Source organism: Phycicoccus ginsengisoli, from assembly GCF_054779295.1.
The window spans coordinates 61,049-85,042 of sequence record NZ_BAAGYN010000006.1; the positions used below are offsets into that span (position 1 = coordinate 61,049).

Here is a 23,994-nt window from a genome sequence, read left to right on the forward strand (position 1 = left end):
ACGCGGGGTGGAGCAGCTCGGTAGCTCGCCGGGCTCATAACCCGGAGGTCGCAGGTTCAAATCCTGCCCCCGCTACAAATCAACACTTCGCTCCAAGTGTTGACGATCAGCCCCCCAGGCCGCCTGGGGGGCTGATCGCGTTCTCGGGCACCCATGTGCCCTCTCCCGTAGCGACTTCTGACCGGTTCGGTGCATACGCGGCCAACCGGGCCGCCGCACCACGGAGAACCCGCGATGTCCCCACAACTGCCCGGATCCCAGGGCCAGCGGGACCGGCAGCTGACCAAGCAGGTTCAGGGTCTTCCTCGCCCTGGGGGGCCGGGAAGGCCCTCACGGACGGCGACCAAACCGAGCGTGCCCGTGGTGTGACTGTGCCCGTGCGTGGGGGAGTCACCAGCCCCACACCGTCGCCGCGTCCAGGACCGCCGTGGGCTCGTCCGCCGCGACGGCGAAAGCGGTCAACGCCTGGACGAGCTGCCTTGCCTCGACTCGCGGCATGGTCTCGGCGATCGTGCGTATCGCCGACCGTCGCAGCGCCGTCACCTCGTCCACCACCTGCCGCCCCTTGGCGGTCAGGTCGATGACGACCTCACGGCGATCGAGGTCGTTCTCCCGGCGAGTGACCAGGTCGGCGGCGATGAGCCTGTCAACGGAACGCAGGGCAGTCGACGGGCTCACCCCCAAGCGTTCAGCAAGCAGGTTCAGCCGAGTCTCCCCGTGTCCGCGCAGGACGACCAACACCCGGAACTGGGTGACCGTGACGGACCCGTCCAAGTGGGCCAGCGAGCGAGCAGACACCCCGACGAGCACGCGTGAGGCTGTCAGGAGTGCCGTCACCAGGTCGTCGACGTCACGCTCATCTGCGGGCATGGGCACTCCGAAGGTGGTTGGCCTCGCCAGGTCGCGAGGCATCCGTGTGCGGGACAGAAGATTCTTGCACAGTGCAACTCATTGGGTGGGAAGCTCCAGCCGGGCCCTGCCGCCCGTCGGGCCCTGCTGAGGCGCCCTCCGCGCTCCTACGTTCCGAGGTCCGCCCCAGCGGCCGAAGGGGTCCGCCCTCCCGCCTCAGCTTGTGTTGATCGGGACAAGTATTGCACTATGCAACTCATGTCCGACGCCTCTGCCGCTTCCCTACCCGTGACCATTGCGGCGGGGGGCCGGCGCCGGCTCGCCGGGACTGCGGGTGGCCGACTCCGCGCGGAGGCGCGGACCTCGAATGCCGGTCTGCTGGGGCTGTCGCTCGCTGTAGGGGGTGCCGCCGCGGCTTTCGCGGTGCTTTTCCGGTGGCTGATCCGGACGTTCACGCTGCTGTTCTCGGGACACGCGGACTATGCCGGCGCTGCCGGCGCCGCCCACCCGTCGCTACCCGCCCTGGGTCGCTGGTTCGTCATCGGCGCACCGGTCGTGGCCGGCCTGCTCTACGGCCCTCTGGTGCACTTCTTCGCCCGGGAGGCACGCGGGCACGGCGTGCCGGAGGTCATGTATGCCGTCTCCCACCGTGGCGGCCGGATCGCACCCCAGGTGGCAGCGGTCAAGGCCCTGGCGTCGGCACTGTGCATCGGTGGCGGCGGGTCCGTGGGACGCGAGGGCCCGATCGTGCAGATCGGCTCCGCACTGGGCTCCACCCTCGGCCGCGCACTGCGCGTCCCTGAGGTGCGGCTGCGCGTCCTCGTCGCCTGTGGGGCAGCGGCGGGGATCGCGGCAACCTTCAACGCACCCCTGGCCGGGGTGTTCTTCGCGATGGAGCTGATCCTCGCCGACTTCACCGCCCAGGCGTTCGGCATGGTCGTGCTCTCCTCAGTCGCCGCCAGCGTCATCGGGCGCGCAGTGCTGGGCGACACGCCCTTCCTGCGCCTGCCCTCCTTCACGGTCCAGCACCCCTCCGAGTACCTCCTCTTCGCCCTGCTCGGCCTGCTCGCGGGCGGGGTGGGCGTGGTGTTCACCAAGGTGCTCTACGCGATCGAGGACCTGTGCGACACCGTGTGGCGCGGCCCCGAGTGGCTGCGCCCGGCAGTCGGCGGCATCGTGCTCGGGCTGCTCCTGCTCGTGCTCCCCCAGATGTACGGCGTCGGCTACCCCGTCCTGGGCAACGCCGTGGACGGCCGCTACACGGTCGCCTTCCTCCTGCTGCTCCTGCTCGGCAAGATGGTGGCGACCAGCCTCACGATCGGCATCGGGGGCTCCGGCGGCGTCTTCGCCCCCAGCCTGTTCATCGGCGCCATGCTCGGCGCCGGGTTCGGCGAAGCAGCCCACACGCTCGCGCCCGGCATCGCAGGGCCGGTCGGCGCCTACGGCCTCATCGGCATGGGCGCGGTGTTCGCGGGTGCGGCGCGCGCACCCATCACAGCCGTGATCATCCTCTTCGAGCTGACCGGCGAGTACACGATCATCCTCCCGCTCATGGCCGCGATCGTGCTGGCCACCGGCATCAGCCACCGCCTCTCACCGGACACCATCTACACGTTGAAGCTGCGGCGCCGCGGAGTCGCCCTGGCCCGCCCCGAGACCCTGCCAGTCCACCACGGACCCGTCCAGGTGCGCGAGGTCATGACCTCGGTACCCCAGCCGGTCTCCGAGGACGCCACCCTCGCCGACGTCGCGACCGCCCTCGCCGGCAGCCGGTTCGGCATCCTGCCCGTCCTTGCCGCGAGTGGCGACTACCTCGGGGTGGTCACCGCCCGCGGCGTCTCCGCCGCCCTCGCCGACGGACGACACGACGCAGCAGCCGCGTCGATGGCCACCGAGGTCCCCACCGTCATCCGGGGCAACGACAGCCTCGACACCGCCGCCGAGGCCCTGTCGCGCGACGACACCAGCGCCCTGCCCGTCGTCGACGACGACGACACCGTCATCGGCTGGCTCGACTACCGCGCCCTGTTCACCGCCCGACGCACCGCCGCCGCGGAGTCACCGACGACGAACGAGTCGGCCACTCCAGAGCAGGTGTGACCGTGGGACCCACCACCGCTGCCCTGATGTGGATGCCATTGCACCCACCAGTGCTGCGGAACCTGGTGGCTTGGCACCCGCAGCCCCTTCCGCTGCTCCCGGCCCTGTGCCTGGCGGCATTCATCGCCTACAGCTGGGGCGTCCTGCGCCTGCACCGGCGCGGCCACACCTGGCCCGTCGGCAGGTGGATCAGCTTCACCGGCGGCCTCGTCACCGTCGTCGCCGTCACGGGCACCGCCCTCAACGGGTATGCCATGCGGCTCTTCAGCGTCCACATGGTCCAGCACATGGTGCTGAGCATGGTCTCACCGCTCCTGCTGCTCATGGGCGCTCCGGTCATGCTGTGCCTGCGGGCAACACCGTCTCGGGGCGCCGGTTCGTTCCTCAGGCGCGCCGTCGTCCGGTGCCTGCACAGCCGGGTCCTGTCAGTGGTCACGAAGCCTGCGGTCACGTTGCCGCTGTTCATCGTCAGCCTCTACGGGCTCTACTTCACCCCGGTGTTCGACGCCGCGATGCGGACCTGGTGGGGACACGACCTGATGCTCGTGCACTTCCTGGTCGTCGGCCTGCTGCTGTTCTGGCCGATCATGGCCATCGACCCCAGCCCACGGGCCACGAGTCCGGTCCTGCGGATGCTCGAGCTGTTCGTGGCGATGCCGTTCCACGCCTTCTTCGGCGTCATCGTGATGACCAGCACGACGCTCCTCGTCCGGACCTTCAGGACAACGCCGGCAGGATGGGGCGTTGTTCCCGTGAGCGACCAGCAGCTCGGTGGAGGGATCGCGTGGGCATTCAGCGAGATCCCCACGCTGCTGGTGGTGGCGGTGCTCTTCGTGCAGTGGGCCCGCGCCAGTGACCGCGAGTCACGGAGGTCCGACCGGGCGGCAGACCGGCACGACGACGCGCTGGACGCCTACAACGCCTGGCTGGGCCGGCTGGCACGAGAGGGCAGCACCCCTCCACGCGGACGGGGAGTGCGGTGACCACGGGCACGGCGGGCAGTGGTGGCGGCAGCCGGAGGACCGGCGCGCGAGGCCGACTCGCGCCGGCGCTGGGCCTCGTGGCCGCCGCGCTGATGCTCGCAGGCTGCAGCCGCGGCGACCCCGTCCCACAGCGGACACCACCCACGCCGACCTCGGGAACGGTGCTCGACGAACCGCTACCTGCCCGGATCGCGAACCTCCCGCTGGTCGACCAGCACGGTCGGCACTTCACCCTCGCCTCCCTGCGCGGCAAGACGGTCGTGCTCGGCGACTTCCTGACCCTGTGCCAGGAGGTCTGCCCCATGACCAGCGTCAACCTCCGCGACGTCGCCAAGGCGGCCCATCGCGACGGCCGGTCCGACGAGGTCGAGGTCGTGGAAGCGACCGTCGACCCGCACAGGGACACCCCGGCCAGGCTCGCGGCATACGAGAAGCTCTTCGGAGCGCAGCAGGACTGGACCCTGGCCACGGGTGGGCAACGCCCCCTCGACGCACTGTGGGCATATCTCGGCGTGTACCACCAGAAGGCCGGGGAGGACGTGTCCCCCGCACCGCGGGACTGGTGGACGGGGAACGCCCTCACGTACGACGTGCACCACCAGGACGTCGTCTACGTCATCGACGCACGCGGTCACGCCCGCTGGCTCGACGACGGCACACCGAACACCTTGGGCAAGCGACCGGCCGGCCCCATGCTGCGCTTCCTCAACAACGAGGGCCAGCACAACCTCACCGCCCCACAAGACCCGAGTTGGACCGTCCACGACGTAGAACAAGCCGTCACCTACGTGTCAGGGCTGACTCTTCCATGAGCTCCTTACCCCCGTCACCGGCCACAGCGCCAACCTCTGCGGTCGAACAGAGAGGCAAACATGATTCCCCCATGGCTGCACGCGCTCGCGTGGGTGTCCATCGTCGTCGCCGTGCTCTGCGCGATCGACATTGCTGTCGACCTGTGGGTGCGCGGGTACCGCCAACGAATGCCCGTAATGGAGGCGGTCTGGCCCGTCACCGCCCTGTACTTCGGCCCACTCGCGTCATGGGCCTACCGCCGGTTCGGCCGACCGATGTCGAAGCGGTGGCAGGTCGAGCACGACGTGGACAACCCACCCCAGAACCCAGGGTGGGCCACGACCGCTGTCGGCGTCAGCCACTGCGGCGCCGGGTGCACCCTCGGCGACATCGTCGCCGAGTTCACCATCTTCGCCGCTGGCATCACCATCGCCTCGCACGCGGTCTTCGCTGAGATGGTCGGCGACTACATCCTGGCCGTGCTGCTCGGAGTGGCCTTCCAGTACTTCGCCATCGCACCGATGCGCGGGTTCGGGCTGCGCGAGGGACTCAGGGCCGCAATCAAGGCGGACATCCTGAGTCTGACCGCGTTCGAAGTCGGACTGTTCGGGTGGATGCTCCTGATGGCGTTCGTGTTCTTCCCCGGGCCGCACCTTCACCCAAACCAGGTCACGTACTGGTTCCTCATGCAGGTCGGCATGGTTATCGGGTTCTTCACTGCGTGGCCGGCCAACGTCTGGCTCATCCGCCGCGGCATCAAGGAGGCCATGTAGCCGGTGGCCCCGCCAGGGGCGACCGTGCCGGCGCACTGCAAGGGTCAGGCTCAGTGGATGTCGAGGCGGCGGAAACGCGCGAGGGCGGCCAGCCCCAGCACAGCTCCCAGCGCTGTCAGCGCGACCAGGCCAGAGGTCTGGACCCCCGTCTGAAGGTTGTCGGTGCCCAGTGCCCACGAGAACGGGGACAGCCACCGCAGGCCGTGGACGGCGCGCACAACGGGGGCGAGGGCGTTGAGCAGGTACGCGGCGCCGGCCACCGCGCTGGCGGCACCGAGCGCCGCTCCGCGGCTGTCGGTGGTGGCGCCCACGAGCACGGCGACGGCCCCCATGTCGAAGGCCAGGAGAGTCAGGGCCACGCTCACACCCATCAGGTCGCCCCAGTTCGGCGTCAGGTCGAAATGCGGACCGGCCAGGCATGCGAGCAGGGCCGCGGCCGGGACCACGGCGGAGACGAGCAAGAGCGCGGCCACCTTCTGGGCCATGGCGTGAGTGCGGGTCAGCGGCAGGGTGGCGAGTAGTCCGAGCGTGCCGTCCGCGTTCTGCCCGGCGATGGCAGTCGCGCCGTACCCGACGCTCAGGAGCAGGGCGAGCAAGGGTGCCACGTTGGCGTACATGTTCGCGTTCAGCCAGCCCGCCGTCGAGGTGATGCTTCCGGTGATGCCGAACGCCGCTGCGGCGCCGGGGTTCGCGGACACCATCGCGTCGAGGCTGGAGTCGTGCTTGAACGCAGGGTAGGCCGCGACGACGAGGAGCACATAGACGGCTGCGGCGAGCCCGGTCGCGGTCAGCATCCTGCGTCGAAGCCGCACGTCGAGGCGCAGCAGGTCAGTGCGCATGAGTGGCTCCTTGGGCCGGATCTTCGTAGAGCTGGAGGAAGAGCTCGTCAAGATCGGCTGGTCGGGAGGTGATGGTGTCAGGTGCCATGGGTGTGATGACCTTGAGCAGCGGCGTGGCCGGGCCGGTGTGGGTCAGGCGAACGTGACGGCTCGTGGCGGCGGTGACCGTGACGCCAGCAAGCCCAGCCACAACCGTAGGGTCCACGTCATGGTCGAAGGTCAGGTCGACGGTGCGGGGTGCACTGGCGCGGAGCCGGTCGACGGTGTCGTCGATGACGATGCGGCCTTCCCGGATGATGACCAGGCGTTGAACGAGGCGTTGCACCTCGTCCAGGTCGTGCGAGGACAGCAGGACGGTGCGACCGTCCGCAGCGGTCTCGCGCAGCAGGGTCGCGAACTCGTCTTGTACGAGCGGGTCCAGTCCCGACGTGGGCTCGTCCAGGACGAGCAGTCGTGGACGGTGCATGAAGGCCAGCACGATGCCGAGCTTCTGCTTGTTGCCCTTGGACAGGGTCCGCAAGGGCCGCCCCAGTTCAACGCCCAGGCGCTCGACGAGCTCGTCCCTGAAAGTCGTGTCCCACAGCCGGCGCGCTGCGGTGAACCGGGCCAGCAGCTCACCCCCGGTGAGACCGTCGGGCAGGTGCAGCTCACCGGGCAGGTAGCCGACCTCGGCAAGGAACGACGCGTCGCCGGTCGCAGGGTCGCGGCCCAGGACCTGCGCCCGGCCGCTGCTGGGCCGGTACAGCCCGAGCAGGCATCGGATCGTGGTGGACTTGCCCGCTCCATTCGGTCCGAGGAAGCCAAAGATCTGCCCGACGTGAACTTGGAAGCTGACGTCGCTGACCGCGCGGCGCCCCGCGAAGGTCTTGGTGAGCCGTTCGACGACCACCGGTGTCTCAGTCACGGCTGGCTCCTGTCCTTGGCGTACCGCACGAGGCTGGCGAACACCTGCCGGTAGGTGGCCGACGGGTAGGCCAGGTTCACCGCTGCACGTACCTGCGGTCTGTCCAGGGTGGCGGCGCCCTCGAGAAGTCGTTGCGCGGCCTGCGGCGCAACACGCTCCGCCAAGGCAGCGATCTGGAGCACGATGTCGTCGGCGAGAACAATCTGGTCCGCGGTGAGGGCCTTGCTGTCGGACGCCTGGTCGAGGTCGTGGCACCGCCGCCACAGCAGGCACACCTCGTCGATGTCGGAGTCGCTCAACGCCTCCACCAACATCAGCACGTCGGCCGGGATGGGACCGGCGTAGCACGCCATCTCCAGCAACTCTCGTTCGCGCAGGACCGCTTCCTGCATGCCCGGCGGCAGCTGGCGCTCCAACAACGCGGCATACAACCGGACAACCGCCTCAGGCAGCGGCGAGAGTCGTCCCTGGGCGACAACCCGGTCCCGCAGGGTCATGACCCGTGCGTGCTGGGCGTCCAGGACTTGCCGCTTGGCGTCGATCGAGGCGAGAACCGCGTTCAGGTCCTCGATGACGACCGCTCGCTCATCCGCCCCGTCCGGCGGCCGCAGCATGTGAGGCACCTCAGCCAGCGGCACCCCCGCATCGACCAGCCACCGGATTCGCATGAGCCGAGTCAGATGGGCGAAACCGTAGGACCGCCACGTTGACCCTGACTCCGGCACCGCTAGCAGCCCGAGCTGGTGGTAGTACCGGATGGTGCGCACGCTCGTCCCGGCCAGCGCGGCGAGATCCTTGACCTGCATGCCTTCATCGTCAGGTACGACGCAACGTCACAGTCAACCCTGACTTCGCCACCGCTGTCGTCGGGCGCCAACGCCGTGACCTTTGAGGCCACCTCGCTGCCCTGCCGGCCCCGAGTGTTCAGCTCCGCAAAGCCATGGAGCGTCGCAGTGCAGGCACCGCCACGCGCGCCGCGTCGCGGCGCCCTCCGCGCCCGGCCGCATCCCACTTCAGGCGTCCTGCCGCCCCGAACCGGCAGCGAGCCGAGGGTGACAGCGCGGAGCAGCGCACACGTGCAGGAGCCCGCAACGGGCCGGCCCCCGCATATAAGACGGCGCACTACCAGTCCACCAACTGCCACGACCGTATCCGCGGTCCTCGACACCAGTGGACACAGAGCCCACCCGGAACCCTCCCCGAGGCGACCGGGTGGGCCTGCCCGGGCGGGTGACCTGCAGGCGCTTGGGAACCCGTTGCTCGCGCGGTGGGGTGCGCCCTCAAGGTTCCAACGCGTGCTCACCCGCCATGGACCACACGCGCACGAGCGGAACCTTCTGGGGCCCTGCCCGCGGACAACCCGTCCAGCACGCCACACCGTTTCGCACTCTCCGGAGACCATGATGACTCACCCCACGGACGAGCTGACCTCACCACCCGTGCCGCACCCACACTTCGAACCGGTCCGCCCGAGGCAGCGCGCCGTGCACTGGTTGACCTCCACCGACCACAAGGTCATCGGCAACCTGTACCTGGTCACCTCGTTCGGCTTCTTCCTCCTCGCCGGCGTGCTGGCCCTGCTCATCCGCGCCGAGCTGTTCAAGCCCGGACTGCAGGTGGTGGACAACCCCCTGCAGTTCAACCAGCTTTTCACCATGCACGGCACCATCATGCTGCTGCTGTTCGCGACACCTTTGTTCGCGGGCTTCGCCAACGCGGTCATGCCGCTGCAGATCGGCGCCCCTGACGTGGCGTTCCCGCGGCTGAACATGTTCGCGTACTGGCTGTACGTGTTCGGCGCCCTCATCGTCGTCGGCGGGTTCTTCACCCCCGGCGGCCCAGCTGCTGCCGGCTGGACGAGCTACGCGCCACTGTCCGACGCGGCGAACAGCCCGGGTGTCGGAGGCGACCTGTGGGTCTTCGGGCTGGCGCTGGGCGGGTTCGGCACCATCCTCGGTGCGGTCAACTTCATCACCACGATCGTGTGCTTGCGCGCACCGGGCATGACGATGTTCCGCATGCCGGTCTTCACCTGGACGGTGCTGGTGACCAGCATCCTGGTCCTGATGGCGTTCCCGGTGATTGCCTCGGCGTTCCTCGCCCTGGGCGCCGACCGGCGCTTCGGTGCGCACATCTTCGACCCGCAGAACGGCGGCCCGATCTTGTGGCAGCACCTGTTCTGGTTCTTCGGGCACCCGGAGGTGTACATCATCGCGCTGCCGTTCTTCGGCATCATCAGCGAGGTCCTGCCGGTCTTCTCCCGCAAGCCGATCTTCGGGTACAAGACCCTCGTCTTCGCCACCATCGCCATCGCGGCCCTGTCGGTGACCGTGTGGGCGCACCACATGTACGCGACCGGGCAGGTGCTGCTGCCGTTCTTCTCCGTCATGACCATGCTCATCGCCGTCCCGACCGGGGTGAAGTTCTTCAACTGGATCGGCACCATGTGGGGCGGGAAGCTGTCGTTCGAGACCCCGATGCTGTGGTCGATCGGGTTCCTAGTGACGTTCCTGTTCGGCGGCCTGACCGGCATCATCATGTCCAGCCCCGCCCTGGACTTCCAGATCACCGACAGCTACTTCGTCGTCGCGCACATCCACTACGTCGTGTTCGGCACCGTCGTGTTCGCGATGTTCGCCGGGTTCTACTTCTGGTGGCCCAAGTTCACCGGTCGCATGCTCAACGAAACCCTCGGCAAGGTGCACTTCTGGCTGCTGTTCGTCGGGTTCCACACCACGTTCCTCATCCAGCACGTCCTGGGCGCAGAAGGCATGCCGCGGCGGTACGCCGACTACCTGCCCGAAGACGGGTTCCTGTGGATGAACCAGCTGTCGACGGTCGGGTCGTTCATCCTCGGCGCCTCGACGCTGCCGTTCCTTTACAACGTGTGGAAGACCTGGCGCACCGCACCGCTGGTCGGGGCCGACGACCCGTGGGGGTACGGCGCTTCCTTGGAATGGGCGACGTCGTGCCCGCCTCCGCGGCACAACTTCGACTTCATCCCCAGGATCCGTTCCGAGCGTCCTGCGTTCGACCTGCACCACCCCGAAGCCGCCCCCCGCGTCGTGCCGCCCGCGCCCAGCGCAATGGCGAGCGTCATCGCAGGCGCCCCGAACGGGACTCCTCACACGGCCACGGAACAGTCCAAGGACGGTCCGGGCCAGACCTGACAAGCACGGGGCTATCCGAGCCCAGCCCGGCTGACACGGCAACGCCTTGCACCCTTGCGGGCGTCCGGCTTTCGGTGTTGGTCTGGGTGCGTTCTGGCCGTCCCTATCGGCCGTCGCGCCGACGGGGACGATGATGGGGTCGTGAGCGTGGACGTGACGGTGCTGTACTTCGGCGGTTGCCCGAGCTGGCAGACAGTCATCGAGCGGGTGCACGCCGCCGCGGCTTTGACTGGGGTGGCCGTTCAGGTCAGCACGCAGGCAGTGGAGTCCACCGAGGAAGCGCACCGCCTCGGGTTCACCGGCTCGCCCACCATCCTGCTCGACGGAACCGACCCGTTCGCCCAGCCGAGCGAGATCCCCGCCCTGGCCTGCCGGGTGTACGCCACCGCAGACGGTTTGGCCGGTTCGCCAACCGTCGACCAGCTCGCCGACGCCCTCACCCGGCGCTCCGCGTGAGCCGGTACGTCCGGTCTCTGGTCAGCAGCGTGGTCCCGGGTGACGATGGGCACATGGCGGCAGCTGCGGCAGTTGAGCACGGCCAGGTGGAGCGCCCCACCTGCTGGTGCTGCGGGAACTCGTTCGACGAGCGGGACCTGTCCCGTCTCGGGTCCCACCCCGAAGTCGGCGTGTGCGCCGGGTGCGCGCACTGGCTGCACCGGCGAGCCCGCTCCCGCGCCGACACCGGTGCCCGCACACCTGGGGCCGTTCTGCGCCGAACCATGGGCGCCGCGCGCGGGCGAGTGATGCGAGCCGGGCTGCAGGTCTGGCCCGTCCTTGGGCCCCTGCTGCGCCGCCTAGACAAGCACCTGCCCTGATGCCAGACAGCGGGGCGGGCCCGCAGCGCCAGACCGCCCATCCGGTCGACCGTGCCGCCATCGCCGCCAGCCTGAACGAGTGCCGCGACGACCTACACGCCCTGTTGGCTGCGGCCACGCCGCCTGAGCTGCGGGCACCCAGCAACGGCACCAGATGGACGAACGAACAGCTGCTCTTCCACATGGTCTTCGGGTTCCTCATCGTGCGCCGCCTGCTCCCACTCGTAAGGGTCATGTCCACCCTGCCGAGCTGGCTCGGTAGAAGCTTCGCCGGGCTGCTCGATGCAGGACGGGTCCCGTTCCACTGGGTGAACTACACCGGGTCCTGCGGCGGTGCCTTGGTGTTCAACCACGCCCGCATGGGACGCCTGTGCGACCACACCATCGACCACCTCGTCACCAGCCTCCAGCGGACCCCCGAGCAGGCGTTGGGTCGCGGGATGCCCTTCCCGACCAGCTGGGACCCCAACTTCGAACCGCACATGACTGTGGCCGCCGTGTACGCCTACCCGGCACTGCACTACGCACACCACCGTAAGCAGCTCACCCTCGGAACCTGAACTCACCAAGGCCCACGACGCGAGCAATCCGACACGCCGCGCGCGTCCGGCCACGAACCCGACGCGCCCCAGCAGGGCAGACCGGGACCGTCCGCAGGCGGCTCGCGCGAAGAAGCGCGCCCCCGGCTCGAGCAACCGAGGACGCGCTTCGATGCGCCATTTGCGCACCGTGAACCCAGACTGAGAGCCAAGCGGCCCCTTGCGGAAAGGGTGCGGGGCGTTGCGGGCGTCGGGTGCCCGGGCCTCAGCGCCCCTTCTGGTGCTGCGGCTCGGGCGCCCCGTCGTGGTGGTGCCACTCGCCCTCATGGTTGGCGCCGTGCGGGGTCGGTTCCGCTTGGTGCTCGTCGTGCTTCTGGTGGGAGCGGACGTGTTCCATGTCCAGTGCCCGAAGCTGGCTGATGACGTCCTCGAGCGCCGCGCTGGGCAGCGCGCCGGGCTGGCTGTACACCAGGGCACCCTCCTTGAACGCCATGAGCGTCGGCACCGAGCTGATGCCGGCACCAGCCGCCAACGACGAGTTCTCGTCGATGTCGACCTTGGCGAACACGATGTCCGGATGCTTGTCCGACGCCGCCTCGAAAATGGGCCCGAAGCTGCGGCACGGGCCGCACCACGTGGCCCAGAAGTCGACCAGCACCATGCCGTTGCTGGTCACCACCTGCTCGAACGTGTCAGCGGTGAGTGTCTGCGTCGCCATGAACGTCTCCCTTGCTTGAGCGCCGGCAGCCGGCGTGGTGTGCGCACGGCCGCCCTGTCGTCATGTTGGTGCCCTGCGCAGGGCGAAACTTTCCTCGCGGGCAGGCGGCCCGTGCGACTCTCACAGCCCTGGGTCGGGGGCGTGCCGCAGGAGGAAGTGCCTCAGCCACCGTCCGAGCCTGCACAGCTCGTGCCCCACAGGCGCGCCCTCGCGGTCAGTCCGGTACGAATGCGCTACCGCGTCGTCGCGTTCAACGTCGGCTGGCCGCGCCTGAAAGGTGGCGAGGGGCAGACCGTGGTTGAGAAAGGCGGGCGTGGCCGACATGGCCGCAAGGCCGCCGGCGGCCAGCGCAGCATGGGCCGCGGGAGTGAAGGGTGACCTGTCAGCCGGGGCTTGCACCTGCGTTCCGGCCGGCAGCTCCTCCAAGGCCACAGCCCAGACCGCGCGCCGCGGACGGCCGGCGGCGAGGACCTCTCCGGCGATGCAGGCGGCGATGTCCTGGGCGACCACCGCCATCCGTGTGATGCCGAGCAGTCGAATGAGGGCGTCCAGGTGGGCGCTCATGGTCGCGATGGCGTTCTCGGCCGTGCCGGGTGCGGGCGCCGGGAGCAGGCCCGCTCCGACGTGGTCAGGTGCGATGACGTGGAAGTTTGGGGCAAGCGCGTGCAGCAGGTGCGTGATGTTCCACGCTGTCATGGTCATCCCGTGCAGGAGGAGCACCGTTGGGTTGCCGGGCGAGCCGGCCTCCCGGTACAGCATCCGCTGCCCCCACACGGTGCGCTCGTGGATGTGCACCGTGGCCTCGAGCCGACCCACCACGCAGCCGCTACAGGACTCGGCACGGGCCACTGGTGACGCCGCGAGGCCGTGAACGGTCATGGAGGTTCGTGACCGCATCCAACCGGGCTCTTAGCGGGGAGCCACTACGCGCAGATGTGTGCACTCCCAACCGTGTGGCGTGTTTGTCCAGCGCGGTGACGTGAGATGCCGCAACCAGAGCGCACTCCAAGAGGACGGACCCCAACACGGAAGGGACAGCCTTGGAACCCCGCGCAATCGACCGCCTGAGTCAGACCCTGGTGCAGGTAGAGCCGCCGCTTGAGCAGGTACGGACGCCCGAGCATCTTCGTGCCTGGGCTGATGCCGTCATCGAAAGGGCGACCGGTGTGCTGGCGGCGCAGCCACGCGGCGACCGTGACGCGGCCGTTGCGGCCCGGCCGGGACAGGCAGCGGCAGGCGGTGATGGTGTGTTTGGGCTGCGCGAGTGGGAGCTGGCGCTCTCTCGGGCGTTGTCGCGCCTGCAAGCGGGCGGCGGGCTGTCGTGCGGGGCGGACACGACCACGTTGGGGTCGGCGTTCGCTGCCCTGCTGTACGGGGGCCTGCTGCTGGGGCAGGCGTCCGGCGATGCGTGCCCGTTGCGGGCAGCTATGGACATGGCCCTGTCACAGATCGAGGGCGTCACGCGCAGCTGACCACCGGTGGACCATCGGGCCCGGGTCCCCCTGTCAACGCACTGGTCCGCCGCCCAGGGTGGGCGGCGGACCAGCGCGGCTGCAGGGCAGCCGTAGACAGGGTTCGGCTCGAGCGTCAGCTGGTGATGGTGATGACGGGCTTGCCCTTGCGGCGTTCGGTCGAGTTCAGCGCCGTCACGGCCTCGGCCAGCGGCACGACCTGCCCGATGTTCGTGCGGATCCGCCCGTCCCGGACGCGCTGGGCGATCTCACGCAGCTGGGCCGGTACGGACTCGACCACGAAGTCGACGACGCGCGCGTCGGCCGGGCGGAACTCGACCGGCCCGATGACCGATACCAGTGCCCCGCCGGGGCGGGTGATAGCTGCGGACTTCTTCTGCACGTCGCCACCGATGGTGTCGAAGACGAGGTCAACCGGGCCGACGTCCTCGAGGCTGTCGTTCTGCAGGTCGACGAACTCGTGCGCGCCGTACTCCAGGGCCTTCTCCCGGTCTCCAGCGCGGCCGGTGCCGATGACGTGGGCGCCGAACTCGCGGGCGAGCTGGGTGATCATCGTGCCGACGGCCCCGGCGGCCCCGTGGGCCAGGACGGTCTGTCCGGCCTGGAGGTGCCCGTGGTCGAACAGCCCCTGCCACGCGGTCAGCCCGGAGATGGGGAGGCTGGCGCCGACGGTGAAGTCGATGTCGCCGGGCAAGGGGGCCAGGTTGCGGGACTCGACGGTGACGTACTCGGCGAGGGTGCCGTCGCGGTGCCAGTCGGTGATGCCGAACACGCGCTGGCCCACCGTCAGCCCGGTGGTGCCGTACCCGAGGGCGGTGACCACTCCGGCCATCTCGTGTCCGGGGATGGACGGTGCCCGGTCGCGCTCGGCACGGTCGACCCAGGTGGAGGGCCACTCCATCTCGGTCCCGACGAACCCGGCCGCGTGGACCTGGACGGTGACGTCGTTGATGGCCGGTGACGGCTCGGGTCGGTCCGACAGGGTCATGCCGGCCAGACCGGCGGCCTGGTCGTTCACCACGATCGCCTTCATGGAACTCATCTCCTTGGGGTAGGTGTCTGGTTGCTGATGGGTTGGTGCCGGCCGGAGGTCGGCGCCTTACGAGAACCCAGGCGGTGGTTCTCGTCAGTCTCCTCGCGCCAGCCCGGCTGTCCACAGCCCCGGACCGGCGACCGGGGCGAGCACGGCTGCTACTCGGCGTTGCTGGGCTCGCGCGCCGCGAGCACCGTGAAGGCGGTCGCGGCCAGGGTGAGGGCGCCGTACCCGAGGGCGATCGTCGGCAGCGACACCGAGCCGGTGAGCGCGCCGGCGACCAGGCTGGGGAACGCGGCGCCGCTGTAGGACAGCAGGTAGATGACGGTGAAGATGGGCGCCCGGTCCGCGAGCGTGGAGCCGAAGAGCAGCCCGCGCACGGTGGCGCTGATCGCGACACCTTGGCTGGCGCCGGCCAGGACGGTCGCAGCCATGAACAGCGGCAGGCTGCCGAAGCTGACCGCGGTGATGATGCCAGCCATCGCCGTCAGGAATGCCAGCATGCCGACGCGCTGGGCCGTTGCGGGGGTGAACCGGCCGCCGATCGGTGCCCCGAACGCGCTGAACGCCATGTACGCGGCGAACACCAGGCCGATCGTCAGGGGGCTCTTGCTGTGCAGCTGGTCCTGCACCAGGGCCGGCACGAGCGCCTGGTAGAACGACCCGGTCGCCCACGTGGCCAGGAACACGGCCGCCGCGACCGGGACCCGGTGCCTGACCCGGGCGGGCAGGCTCACCTGGGGCAGGAGCGACCGCCACGCGCCGCCCCGCGGCGGCATCGTCTCGGGGCTGACCGCGATAGCCGCGGCCGTCCCGACCAGCAGGACCACCGCGACGACGAACACCAGCTCCCGCGGCCAGGGACCGAACTCGACCAGTGCGCCCGAACCGACCGCACCGACCGCCAGGCCGAACATTGGCCCCTGGCTGGACGCGACCGACGCCAGCCAGCCCGGCCGGGCCGGTGCGGTGTCGACGATGTACGCGGTGAGGCTGCTGCTGGCGATGCCGGAACCGACACCCATCAGCAGGCGCGCCGTCACGAGTGTGCCCGTGCTGTGGACGTGCAGCAGCATCAGGCAACCGAGCACGACCAGGGCCAGGCTCGCGGTGGCAGTGAGCCGCCTGCCCCAGTGGTTCGACAGGCGCCCGAGCAGCAGCAGGGCGGCGATGGTGCCGAACGAGTACGCGACGATCGCCAGGGACACCCCGGCGTTCGTCAGCCCGTCCTGCCGGCGGTAGACGTTGTACAGCGGCACCGGGGCAGCGTTGGCCGCGAACGAGAACACCAACGCCGCCACCGCCGACGCGAACGCCAGCCGGCGACCCTTCCTCGACATGGGTGCGGGAACGGACGGTGTCGAGAGGCGCACCCGTCCCGTCCCGTCGGACTGGGCGACGCTCATGATGCGCGGCCCGGGTTCCTGTCACGGTGCCGGCCGACGAAGCCCAGCACGTCGGAAGGCCCCAGCCGGCCGATGGGTCCCGAGGAGTACAGGGCGAGCAGGACGTTGCCGCCGGGGTCGAGCACGAAACCGGTGGACTGGAAGAACGTCGAGTCCGGGTCGGTGTAGCACTCCAGCGCCTTGGAGACCTGGGCGACGTCGGCTTCGCACCCCACCGGGAACGGGATGTGCAGGTCGGCGACGGTCTGTCCTGCGGTGGCCCGGGAGTCCGCGGACAGGGCAACGGTGACGATGCCCTCGGCCTGCATCTGGTCGTGCCGGGTGGCGAAGGACCGCAGCTGGCCCACGCAGTACGGGCACCAGGCGCCGCGGTACACCAGCACGACGCCGTAGCGTCCCTGCGTCGCCTGCGGGAGCACCAGCTCCTCGCCGCCGGTGGTGGGTAGTGAGAGGTGTGGGAACGGCGAACCGTTGGGCAACATCGGGTTCCTCCAGTGGTGGGTCCTGTCCCGTTCGCCATGGGGTGACCGAGCCGCCGGTGCTGGTTGGCCGAGCGCTCCTGCGAGCTGCGAGTCCTTCCGCTGTCGGGCCGCGGTCGTGAATGGGTCTGGGCTGACCCGGGTTGGTGCCCGGCACGCCGGGCGTCTTACCGGGCCCGGTCACCGCAGCAGAGCGCGAAGACGCGCCGCACCCGAGGAAAGACCAACCCGCCGCCGAACACGAAGATGCTGAGGTGCGTTGCGTCTGACCACCTGCGCGGTCCGGGAGCGCCGGACCGCTGCGCGAGTCCGCGCCTTCACGGCGATGATGGTCGACAGGTCGAAGGAGGACCAATGGATCTGACGGTAGTGAACAACCAGGAGAAGAAGCGGTACGAGGCCCGCACCGGCCCGACCGTGGCCGGCTACAGCGTGTACCAGGCCACGGCCTCGATCATGGTTATCGAGCACACCGAGGTGGACCCGGCCTACGAGGGCCAGGGGGTCGGCAGCGCACTGGTGCAGGGGATGCTCGACGACATCAGGGCCAAGGGCCAGCACCAGGTGCTGGCCGTGTGCCCGTTCGTGCGCAGCTGGCTGGGCAAGCACCACGACTACCGGGACCTGGTGTACGGGGCTGCCCCCAGCCACGTCACCGACTGAGCACGGGGTCTACGGCATGCGGATCGCCGTCGTGGGCGCCGGTGGTGTCGGCGGGTACTTCGGCGCCAAGCTGCAACTGGCCGGCAACGAGGTGCAGTTCATCGCTCGCGGCGCGCACCTGCGCGCCCTCCAAGCCGACGGGCTCAACCTGATCAGCAACGGGCAGACCCACCACCTTCCGGTCGTGACCGCCACCGACGACTTCGCCGACCTCCACGACCCCGACCTGGTGCTCGTGACCGTGAAGTCCTGGGACACCGAAGACGTCGCCCGCCGGCTCGGCTCGGCAGCCTCACCGGAGACCACCGTCCTGTCGTTGCAGAACGGCGTGCTGGCTCGCGACGTCCTGGGCCGCCACATCCCAGACAGGCAGCTGCTCGGTGGAGCGGCCTACATCTCCGCCTTCATCACCGGGCCGGGCACGATCACCCACCACGGCGAGCTCCAACGCATCGTCTTCGGCGAGTTCGACCGCACGCACACACCCCGGGTGCGCCAACTGGACGACACCCTGCGGCGGGCCGGCATCGACAGCCTCGTCGCAGACGACATCAACGTCGTCCTGTGGGAGAAGTTCACGTTCCTCGTCGGGCTGTCGGCCACCACCTCCATCACCCGCGCGCCGATCGGTGTGGTGCGCACCAACCCGCTGTCCCGCGCCCTCCTCCTGGAGCTCATGACCGAGGTGACCACCCTCGGCCAGCGCCTCGGCGTCCGCCTGGACGGCGACCTGCCGGCCAACCGGCTGCAGTTCTGCGACGCACTGCCCTACGACATGACCTCCTCCATGGCCAACGACCTGGCCCACGGACGCCGGCTCGAGCTGGACTGGCTCAGCGGGTACGTCGCCGCAACGTCCGACCGGTTCGAACTCCCCGCACCCGCGAACCGCGTGATCACGGCGGCCCTGTCCCCGTTCGTGAACGGGCCGACCTCGTAGGCCGCGGACCGCAAACGGCCCTACCGCCGCCCCCGCACACGGGACCATCGGGTCCAAAGCTGTCGGAATCCGACAGGCTGCGCCACTTGCATGGCGAGCTGCCGACAAAGGCACACCCGCGCGTTGACACCGCACGGAACGGCTGTACTTTTGGACCATGCAGTCCTTTCCTGAGGCACCACCGAGCAGTCTGGTTGAGCGCTTCTACGCAGGCGGCCCGCCCACGAAGAGTGGACTGAATCGACCAGTTGTCTCCGCGCCGAAACCGCCGTCCGGCCCAGCCGACAACCAGGCAGCACCGGCGCCGGCCCCGTCCCAGAAGGACCGCCCACGCACAGTCGTCGACCCCGAGCGGGATGAGGAGAACGCGCGCTGGACCGCAGCTCTCACCCAACCGGGGGCGGTCCGGGAACGCGCCGCCGACGCCCTGTACACCTACCTGTTGCGGGCCGCCCGCAGCGAGATCAGCCGCCGCTCGGACACCTCGCGCCTATCGGGGGCCGAGCGCGACGACCTGGCCCACCAGGCGGCGGCCGACGCGCTGGTGTCCATCATCAGGCGCATCCCCGACTTCCGCGGCGACAGCATGTTCACCACCTGGGCACGCAGCTTCGTCACGTTCGAGGTTCGGGTGAAGATCCGCCAGCACCACCGTCGCAGCCTCGCCCACGGCCTCACCGCCGAGGAATGGGACCGGATGCCAGCGCCTCGCGGCAGCGCCCCGGAGGCCGAGGCGGAGGCCGGGGAGCTCAAGCAGGCGGTTCTCGCAGCCATGGACGCCTCTTTGACCGAGCGGCAGCGGCTCGTGTTCCTCGGGGTGGTCGTCCACGGCGCCAGCATCGAGCAGCTCGCGACCCAGCTTGGGTCCAACCGCAACGCCGTCTACCAACTGATGTTCCACGCGCGGCGCAACCTTCGCGGCTACCTTGCCGAGCGAGGGTTCGTTCACGAGCTCCCCAGCCTGTAGCACCTCGGGGGCCGTTCCGGCTCGTGACGACCCCGGCCCCCGATGATTGACGCAGCCGGAGTCCTTCGTCAGCTCGCCCCAGGAATGGGGTTGACGCGCACCCCGCCGGGCGGGGCGTCCAGGTCAGCGCGCAGCAGCCGGTACACCTGGAGCTCGCGCGCGTAGTACTTGTCGGTCTCCCCGACCCACTCCATCCCAACCCGTTCCGCCAGCGCTGCCGCCCGACGGTTGCGCGGTCGCACCACGGCGAACACCTCCGCGACGCCGAGAGCGAAGGCGTAGTGGGCCAGCGCGTGCCCGGCCTCGGTCGCCAACCCCCTGCCCCACCGGGTGGGTTTGAGCTGCCACGCCATCTGCACGTCCTCCCAGCCCGGCCCGAACGGCAGCAGCGACGCCCCGCCCACGACCTCCGGGCCCTGCGGCGTACAGGGCAGGGTGACCGCCCACCGTCCCACCGGGGGCAGAGCCAGCTGGTCGTCCTCGACCCAGGACCGCAGAATCCGGGCCATGGAGTCGGCGTCCGGGACCCGAGGCATCTCCGGCTCGAGCCAGTGCGCCACCGCCGGGCTGCCGTAGATGCTCAGCGCAGCGGCCGCATCCGCTTGCGTCCACGGCCGAAGCACCACCCTGCTGGTGCTAATGACACGACCCTCGATCTGGCAGAAGTCAATCATCGGATCCCCGCAACTCCCTCACTCGTGCGCTGACGAACCGTGCTCGGGCCGCGACCACCACGGTGGCCGCCGGTCGGGGCTTAGGGATCGACGGCGGGAGGGGCAGCGACCACATCGACCTGCACGCGCAGGCCAGGGCGGCGCAGCTGGGCCACCACCACGAGCGACGTGGCAACGTCATGCTCGAGAAACCAGGCGGTCGCCCGCTCATACGCGGGGATGTCGGCCGGGTCGGTCAGCCACGCCCGGACGCTGACGACGTCGCGCAGGCACGCCCCGGCCGCCAGGAGGGCCTTGCGCACGTTGACCCACGCCTGCTGCGCCTCCGCCTCGAACGTCTCCGGAATCGCCCCCGTGGGAGTCAGTCCAACGATTCCTGAGGTGAGGACCTGCACAGTCCCGGCGGGCAGCCGCACAGCGTCGGCCCCGCCCCCGGCACGGTTGCACGCACCGACGCAGAACACCTGCGGCACGCTCGCCGGCGTGAGCTCCCGAGCTTGGGTCGGTGCCGGCGGTTCGTTGCCCTTCACTCGCTGCCTCCGTGGTCGCTGTCAGGTCCCGCACATGGCCGGGCGCACGCGGCCCCGGAAACAGCCGCCGCACGTTGCGCGTCGGGGCCGCTTTCGTGGTCTGTGCCGGCACCGGCGGACGTCTTAGCGACTGCGGCTGGGACTACCTTCTGCGAACGGCATGAGAGACGCGGCCCTGGGCACACCCACCACCTGTCGTGTCACCAGGGCCGCGCTCAGGTGGGTGCCAGCGAGGGTCGGCGTCTTAGCGTCCGGGCCGGGTCTCCGGCGGCGCCGGCTGGGCAGTCGGGTCGACAGCAGTGAGCGCCTCAACGCGGCGCCGCAGCTCGGGCAGCACCTCCTGCTCGAACCACGGGTTCCGCGCCTGCCAGCGGAAGTTCAGCGGGGAGGGGTGGACGAGCGGGAAGTGGCCCGGGAGGTACTCCCGGTGGGCGTGGACGGTTTCGGTGAGCGTGGTCTTGACCCGGCCCGCCAGGTAGTGCCGTTGAGCGTACTGCCCGATCAGGATCGTGAGTTGGACCTTGGGCATGTGCTCAAGGAGCAGCGGGTGCCACCGGGACGCAAACCCGTGCCGGGGTGGGAGGTCGCCGTGGTCGCCCCGGCCGGGGTAGTAGAAGTCCATGGGCAGCAGAGCCACGGTGCGAGGGTTGTAGAACGCCCCCGTGGACAGGCCAAGCCACCGCCGAAGCGTGACGCCGCTCGGGTCGTCCCACGGGATGCCGGACAGCTGGGCACGCCGGCCCGGTGCCTGCCCGACGATCACCAGCCTGGCGTCGGGATGTGCCGCGTACAGCGGCTGCCACCCCTGGTCGGTCGCCCACGCATTCTCGGGGTCGCGGGCGATGGCCGACCGCACACTGCGCAGCGTCCTCGCGTGCATGGGCGTCCCTTCTCGAGCACTGCTGTCGGTCATTGCAGTCTGTGCCGACTCCGAGACTCATCTGACGCCGGAAGGGCTGGCGAATCCACTGCGTTGGTCCGGGCGTGACAGATAGCCGGCGGCGAAGACACTCACAGCGCAGCAGACATCCGAGGAAGGGAAGCGTGTCATGGTGGAGTCGCTAGCCGGAATCGACGTGCGGGACGGGGACCCTGTCGCCGCCCAAGACCTCCCCGCGGCGGTGACCGCCGCCCCGCTGCAGTACACCGACGGGTCCCGGCAATGGTTCCTCACCTCGGGCCTGACCACATACCTCGAGAACGGGCACCCCACCGAGGGGCAGTGGTCGGTCGACGACGACGGCCGCTTCACCTCGTTCTGGCCACCGTCGTACCGGGCGACGTACGAGGTGACTTGGCTCGTCACGGACAGTCAGGTCACTGGCCTGCGCTTCAAGGACGCCCGAACAGGTGACCGGTTCGACGGGCTGTTCCACGGCAGCGCGTGAGCAGGCCGTCCCAAGTCGGCTGGGGTCGTCGCCCTGAAGTGAGCGGCGACCCTCAGCCGGCCTGGCCGGTCATGCGGGCGTGCACCGCGGCCGCCTGCACGGCCGCCGTGAGGGTCTTCGCGTCGTGCCGGCCGTAGTGGCGTCGCCCGTTGATGAAGAACGTCGGCGTGCCGGAGACGTCGCTGGCGTCCGCTGAGGCGACGTCCTGGGCGACCCGGTGCGCGTACTTGCCGGTGCGGATCTCGCGCAGGAACCGCACCTGGTCCATCCCGAGCTGCTGGGCGTACCGGCGCAGGTCCTCGATGCGGAGCCGGTCCTGGTGGGTGAGCAGGACGTCGTGGAGCTCCCAGAACTTGCCCTGCGCAGCGGCCGCCTCCGCTGCCTGCGCAGCCAGGGCGGCGTGCGGGTGCACCTCTGGGATGGGCAGGTGCCGCCACACCAGGCGCACGTCGCCGCCCAACGGCCCGGCGGCCAAGGACTTCTCCGCCCGGCCGCAGCTCGGGCACTCGAAGTCGCCGTACTCGACGATGGTGACCAGTGCGTCGTCCGGGCCTCGGACGTGGTCTCTGCCCGGGTCCACGGGCGCGGTCAGGTCGAGCAGCATCTCCGCGTCCCCGTTCAACGCCCGAGCTCGGCGCATGGGGTCGAGGGTGCGCGTGGCCGAGAACACGATGAACGTGGTCAGCGCCGAGCCGAGAACGGTGAGCAGAACCGCGACGCGCGCCTGCTCCAGCCGTTCCCCGGTGAAGGCGAGGTTGGCGATGAGCAGCGACACGGTGAACGCGGTCCCGGCAACGGTGCCGGTGCCGGTCACGGACGCCCACCCGACCGGCACCGTCACCTTTGCTCGACCGATCGCCGCGACCGCGACACTGGTCAGGACGACCCCGACCGGTTTGCCGACCAGGTACGCCGCCACGATGCTCCACGTGAACGGGGACGTGAACACGGTCCGGGCCTGCGGCCCGGTCAGCTGCACGCCGGCGTTGGCGAGGGCGAACAGCGGCACGATGACATACCCGGTCCACGGGTGCAGCAGCTTCTGCAGCCGCGCGTTCGGCGACAGTGTCGCCGCCAGACCGGCGACGGCGGCCTTGGCCAGGTCCGAAGACGGCTGTTCCCGGTACCGGCGGAACAACCCGAACGCCGCCTCCAGGCTGGACCGGCCCGGTGAGTACGCGGCGGCGGTCAGACCGAGCACCAAGCCGGTGACCAGTGGGTCGATGCCACTGCTCAAGGTCGCCAGCCACATGCCCGTGCCGAAGAGCAGGTAGCTGCCCAGGACGTTCGCGCCGGCCTTCACTGCCCCGAGCAGCGCCAGGTACGCCAGCACGGCGATGACCAGCGGCCACGGCCGCACGTTCGAGCTGTACACGACCGCGATGACGAGCAGGGCCAGCAGGTCGTCGATGACGAACAGGGTGAGCAGGAAGATGCGGGTGCGTTCCGGGGCTGACCGGCCTGCCACGGCGAGGACGCCGAGCGCCAGGGCGGTGTCGGTGGACATGGCCACACCCCAACCGTGCGCGGTGCCGCTGGCGTGGTTGAGCAGCAGGTAGAGCCCCACGGACGCGGCCGCGCCGCCGGTGCCGGCGGCCACCGGGAGCAGGAGCCGGCTGCGGTCGCGCAGCTCGCCCAGGTCGAACTCGCGGCGGGTCTCCAGGCCGACGACGGCGAAGAACGCGGTCATCAGGCCGCTGTTGACCCATTCGTGCAGGGTCAGGTCGACGCCGTGGTGCGCCAGCTGAACGGACAGGTGCGCCTCCCACACCCGCGCGTAGCTTCCGCCGAGGTTGGCCCAACAGACCGCGACCACGATGGCGGCGGCGAGGATGCCAGCGCTGCCGGACTCGGTGCGCAGGTAGGCCCGCGCCGAGGGAAGGGCCTCGCGCGCCATCCACTGGGTGACGTCACCCAGCGCGGCGCGTCGAGCGCGCTTCTTCACAGCGCCGACTCGTTC

25 protein-coding genes and 1 tRNA gene are annotated in these 23,994 nt (G+C 69.9%); 13 read left to right on the forward strand and 13 right to left on the reverse strand.

The genetic code is table 11. From position 1 onward, the window contains the following. The first annotated feature begins 1 nt into the window (after nt 1). Nucleotides 2-75: transfer RNA gene (locus tag ACYVDO_RS11405), tRNA-Met, on the forward strand. A gap of 315 nt (nt 76-390) precedes the next feature. On the opposite strand, the gene ACYVDO_RS11410 is transcribed toward ACYVDO_RS11405, so the two are convergent. Continuing rightward, entirely contained in the window at nt 391-810 is a 420-nt protein-coding gene (locus tag ACYVDO_RS11410) for a MarR family winged helix-turn-helix transcriptional regulator (RefSeq protein WP_460935893.1), read from the reverse strand. A 462-nt stretch (nt 811-1,272) separates the two neighbouring features. Between ACYVDO_RS11410 and ACYVDO_RS11415 the strand changes: the two genes are divergently transcribed. The 4 genes from ACYVDO_RS11415 (at nt 1,273) to ACYVDO_RS11430 (ending at nt 5,497) form a co-directional block, all read left to right on the forward strand. Then, nucleotides 1,273-2,949: a chloride channel protein gene (locus ACYVDO_RS11415; RefSeq protein ID WP_460935895.1), complete on the forward strand. Its 1,677-nt coding sequence runs from the start codon at nt 1,273-1,275 to the stop codon at nt 2,947-2,949. Between the two features lie 65 nt (nt 2,950-3,014). Next, entirely contained in the window at nt 3,015-3,932 is a 918-nt protein-coding gene (locus ACYVDO_RS11420) for a cytochrome c oxidase assembly protein (protein WP_460935897.1), read from the forward strand. Further along, complete coding sequence (locus ACYVDO_RS11425) at nt 3,929-4,744, forward strand: SCO family protein (protein WP_460935899.1); 816 nt, start codon at nt 3,929-3,931, stop codon at nt 4,742-4,744. Before ACYVDO_RS11420 ends, ACYVDO_RS11425 begins: the two co-directional genes overlap by 4 nt. A gap of 60 nt (nt 4,745-4,804) precedes the next feature. Next, nucleotides 4,805-5,497: a DUF4396 domain-containing protein gene (locus tag ACYVDO_RS11430; RefSeq protein WP_460935901.1), complete on the forward strand. Its 693-nt coding sequence runs from the start codon at nt 4,805-4,807 to the stop codon at nt 5,495-5,497. 50 nt (nt 5,498-5,547) lie between these two features. Here the strand turns inward: ACYVDO_RS11430 and ACYVDO_RS11435 are convergent, their stop codons facing one another. Genes ACYVDO_RS11435 through ACYVDO_RS11445 form a run of 3 tightly spaced genes read right to left on the reverse strand, consistent with a single transcriptional unit; the run spans nt 5,548 to nt 8,046 of the window. After that, nucleotides 5,548-6,336 carry an ABC transporter permease subunit gene (locus ACYVDO_RS11435; protein WP_460935903.1) on the reverse strand — a complete coding sequence of 263 codons (789 nt, stop codon included), beginning with the start codon at nt 6,334-6,336 and terminating at the stop codon, nt 5,548-5,550. Then, nucleotides 6,326-7,240 carry an ABC transporter ATP-binding protein gene (locus tag ACYVDO_RS11440; RefSeq protein ID WP_460935905.1) on the reverse strand — a complete coding sequence of 305 codons (915 nt, stop codon included), beginning with the start codon at nt 7,238-7,240 and terminating at the stop codon, nt 6,326-6,328. The genes ACYVDO_RS11435 and ACYVDO_RS11440 overlap by 11 nt, the downstream gene beginning before the upstream one ends. Beyond that, nucleotides 7,237-8,046, reverse strand: a complete 810-nt coding sequence (locus tag ACYVDO_RS11445; protein ID WP_460935907.1) for a MerR family transcriptional regulator — start codon at nt 8,044-8,046, stop codon at nt 7,237-7,239. The genes ACYVDO_RS11440 and ACYVDO_RS11445 overlap by 4 nt, the downstream gene beginning before the upstream one ends. A 594-nt stretch (nt 8,047-8,640) precedes the next feature. Between ACYVDO_RS11445 and ctaD the strand changes: the two genes are divergently transcribed. The 3 genes from ctaD to ACYVDO_RS11460 all read left to right on the forward strand — a co-directional run bounded on the left by ctaD (nt 8,641) and on the right by ACYVDO_RS11460 (nt 11,785). Further along, nucleotides 8,641-10,410, forward strand: a complete 1,770-nt coding sequence (gene ctaD / locus ACYVDO_RS11450) for an aa3-type cytochrome oxidase subunit I (protein WP_460935909.1) — start codon at nt 8,641-8,643, stop codon at nt 10,408-10,410. Nucleotides 10,411-10,551: 141 nt separating this feature from the next. Beyond that, complete coding sequence (locus ACYVDO_RS11455; protein WP_460935911.1) at nt 10,552-10,866, forward strand: DF family (seleno)protein; 315 nt, start codon at nt 10,552-10,554, stop codon at nt 10,864-10,866. Nucleotides 10,867-11,224: 358 nt separating this feature from the next. Then, nucleotides 11,225-11,785, forward strand: coding sequence for a DinB family protein (locus ACYVDO_RS11460; protein ID WP_460935913.1), 561 nt, complete (start codon nt 11,225-11,227; stop codon nt 11,783-11,785). A 244-nt stretch (nt 11,786-12,029) separates the two neighbouring features. On the opposite strand, the gene trxA is transcribed toward ACYVDO_RS11460, so the two are convergent. Together trxA and ACYVDO_RS11470 are read right to left on the reverse strand one after the other, a co-directional pair. After that, nucleotides 12,030-12,482, reverse strand: a complete 453-nt coding sequence (gene trxA / locus ACYVDO_RS11465; RefSeq protein ID WP_460935915.1) for a thioredoxin — start codon at nt 12,480-12,482, stop codon at nt 12,030-12,032. Between the two features lie 120 nt (nt 12,483-12,602). Continuing rightward, nucleotides 12,603-13,361: an alpha/beta fold hydrolase gene (locus ACYVDO_RS11470; protein ID WP_460935917.1), complete on the reverse strand. Its 759-nt coding sequence runs from the start codon at nt 13,359-13,361 to the stop codon at nt 12,603-12,605. Nucleotides 13,362-13,522: 161 nt separating this feature from the next. Here ACYVDO_RS11470 and ACYVDO_RS11475 point away from each other — a divergent pair, with 161 nt between their 5' ends. Beyond that, nucleotides 13,523-13,954 (forward strand): hypothetical protein, encoded by a 432-nt coding sequence (locus ACYVDO_RS11475; protein ID WP_460935919.1) that lies wholly within the window; start codon nt 13,523-13,525, stop codon nt 13,952-13,954. A 115-nt stretch (nt 13,955-14,069) separates the two neighbouring features. Here ACYVDO_RS11475 and ACYVDO_RS11480 read toward each other — a convergent pair whose 3' ends face one another. The 3 genes from ACYVDO_RS11480 to ACYVDO_RS11490 all read right to left on the reverse strand — a co-directional run bounded on the left by ACYVDO_RS11480 (nt 14,070) and on the right by ACYVDO_RS11490 (nt 16,875). After that, nucleotides 14,070-14,996 (reverse strand): NADP-dependent oxidoreductase, encoded by a 927-nt coding sequence (locus ACYVDO_RS11480; protein WP_460935921.1) that lies wholly within the window; start codon nt 14,994-14,996, stop codon nt 14,070-14,072. Nucleotides 14,997-15,145: 149 nt separating this feature from the next. Continuing rightward, nucleotides 15,146-16,327, reverse strand: coding sequence for an MFS transporter (locus tag ACYVDO_RS11485; RefSeq protein ID WP_460935923.1), 1,182 nt, complete (start codon nt 16,325-16,327; stop codon nt 15,146-15,148). Nucleotides 16,328-16,389: 62 nt separating this feature from the next. Further along, the gene (locus ACYVDO_RS11490) at nt 16,390-16,875 is read right to left on the reverse strand and encodes a peroxiredoxin family protein (RefSeq protein ID WP_460935925.1); all 486 of its coding nucleotides are present in this window, start codon (nt 16,873-16,875) and stop codon (nt 16,390-16,392) included. Between the two features lie 351 nt (nt 16,876-17,226). Between ACYVDO_RS11490 and ACYVDO_RS11495 the strand changes: the two genes are divergently transcribed. The 3 genes from ACYVDO_RS11495 (at nt 17,227) to ACYVDO_RS11505 (ending at nt 19,442) form a co-directional block, all read left to right on the forward strand. Beyond that, a complete protein-coding gene (locus ACYVDO_RS11495; protein WP_460935927.1) occupies nt 17,227-17,535 on the forward strand; it encodes a GNAT family N-acetyltransferase in 309 nt (102 codons plus the stop codon). A gap of 16 nt (nt 17,536-17,551) precedes the next feature. Then, nucleotides 17,552-18,475, forward strand: coding sequence for a ketopantoate reductase family protein (locus ACYVDO_RS11500; RefSeq protein WP_460935929.1), 924 nt, complete (start codon nt 17,552-17,554; stop codon nt 18,473-18,475). Nucleotides 18,476-18,632: 157 nt separating this feature from the next. Further along, nucleotides 18,633-19,442, forward strand: a complete 810-nt coding sequence (locus tag ACYVDO_RS11505) for an RNA polymerase sigma factor (RefSeq protein ID WP_460935932.1) — start codon at nt 18,633-18,635, stop codon at nt 19,440-19,442. A 68-nt stretch (nt 19,443-19,510) separates the two neighbouring features. Here ACYVDO_RS11505 and ACYVDO_RS11510 read toward each other — a convergent pair whose 3' ends face one another. The 3 genes from ACYVDO_RS11510 to ACYVDO_RS11520 form a co-directional block, all read right to left on the reverse strand. Beyond that, the gene (locus tag ACYVDO_RS11510) at nt 19,511-20,116 is read right to left on the reverse strand and encodes a GNAT family N-acetyltransferase (RefSeq protein ID WP_460935934.1); all 606 of its coding nucleotides are present in this window, start codon (nt 20,114-20,116) and stop codon (nt 19,511-19,513) included. Nucleotides 20,117-20,196: 80 nt separating this feature from the next. After that, entirely contained in the window at nt 20,197-20,589 is a 393-nt protein-coding gene (locus ACYVDO_RS11515) for a RidA family protein (protein WP_460935936.1), read from the reverse strand. A gap of 301 nt (nt 20,590-20,890) precedes the next feature. Next, nucleotides 20,891-21,526, reverse strand: a complete 636-nt coding sequence (locus ACYVDO_RS11520) for a uracil-DNA glycosylase family protein (protein WP_460935938.1) — start codon at nt 21,524-21,526, stop codon at nt 20,891-20,893. Between the two features lie 169 nt (nt 21,527-21,695). Here ACYVDO_RS11520 and ACYVDO_RS11525 point away from each other — a divergent pair, with 169 nt between their 5' ends. Next, nucleotides 21,696-22,034, forward strand: a complete 339-nt coding sequence (locus ACYVDO_RS11525; RefSeq protein ID WP_460935940.1) for a hypothetical protein — start codon at nt 21,696-21,698, stop codon at nt 22,032-22,034. A gap of 52 nt (nt 22,035-22,086) precedes the next feature. Here the strand turns inward: ACYVDO_RS11525 and ACYVDO_RS11530 are convergent, their stop codons facing one another. After that, the gene (locus ACYVDO_RS11530; protein ID WP_460935942.1) at nt 22,087-23,979 is read right to left on the reverse strand and encodes a Na+/H+ antiporter NhaA; all 1,893 of its coding nucleotides are present in this window, start codon (nt 23,977-23,979) and stop codon (nt 22,087-22,089) included. Nucleotides 23,980-23,994: the final 15 nt, after the last annotated feature.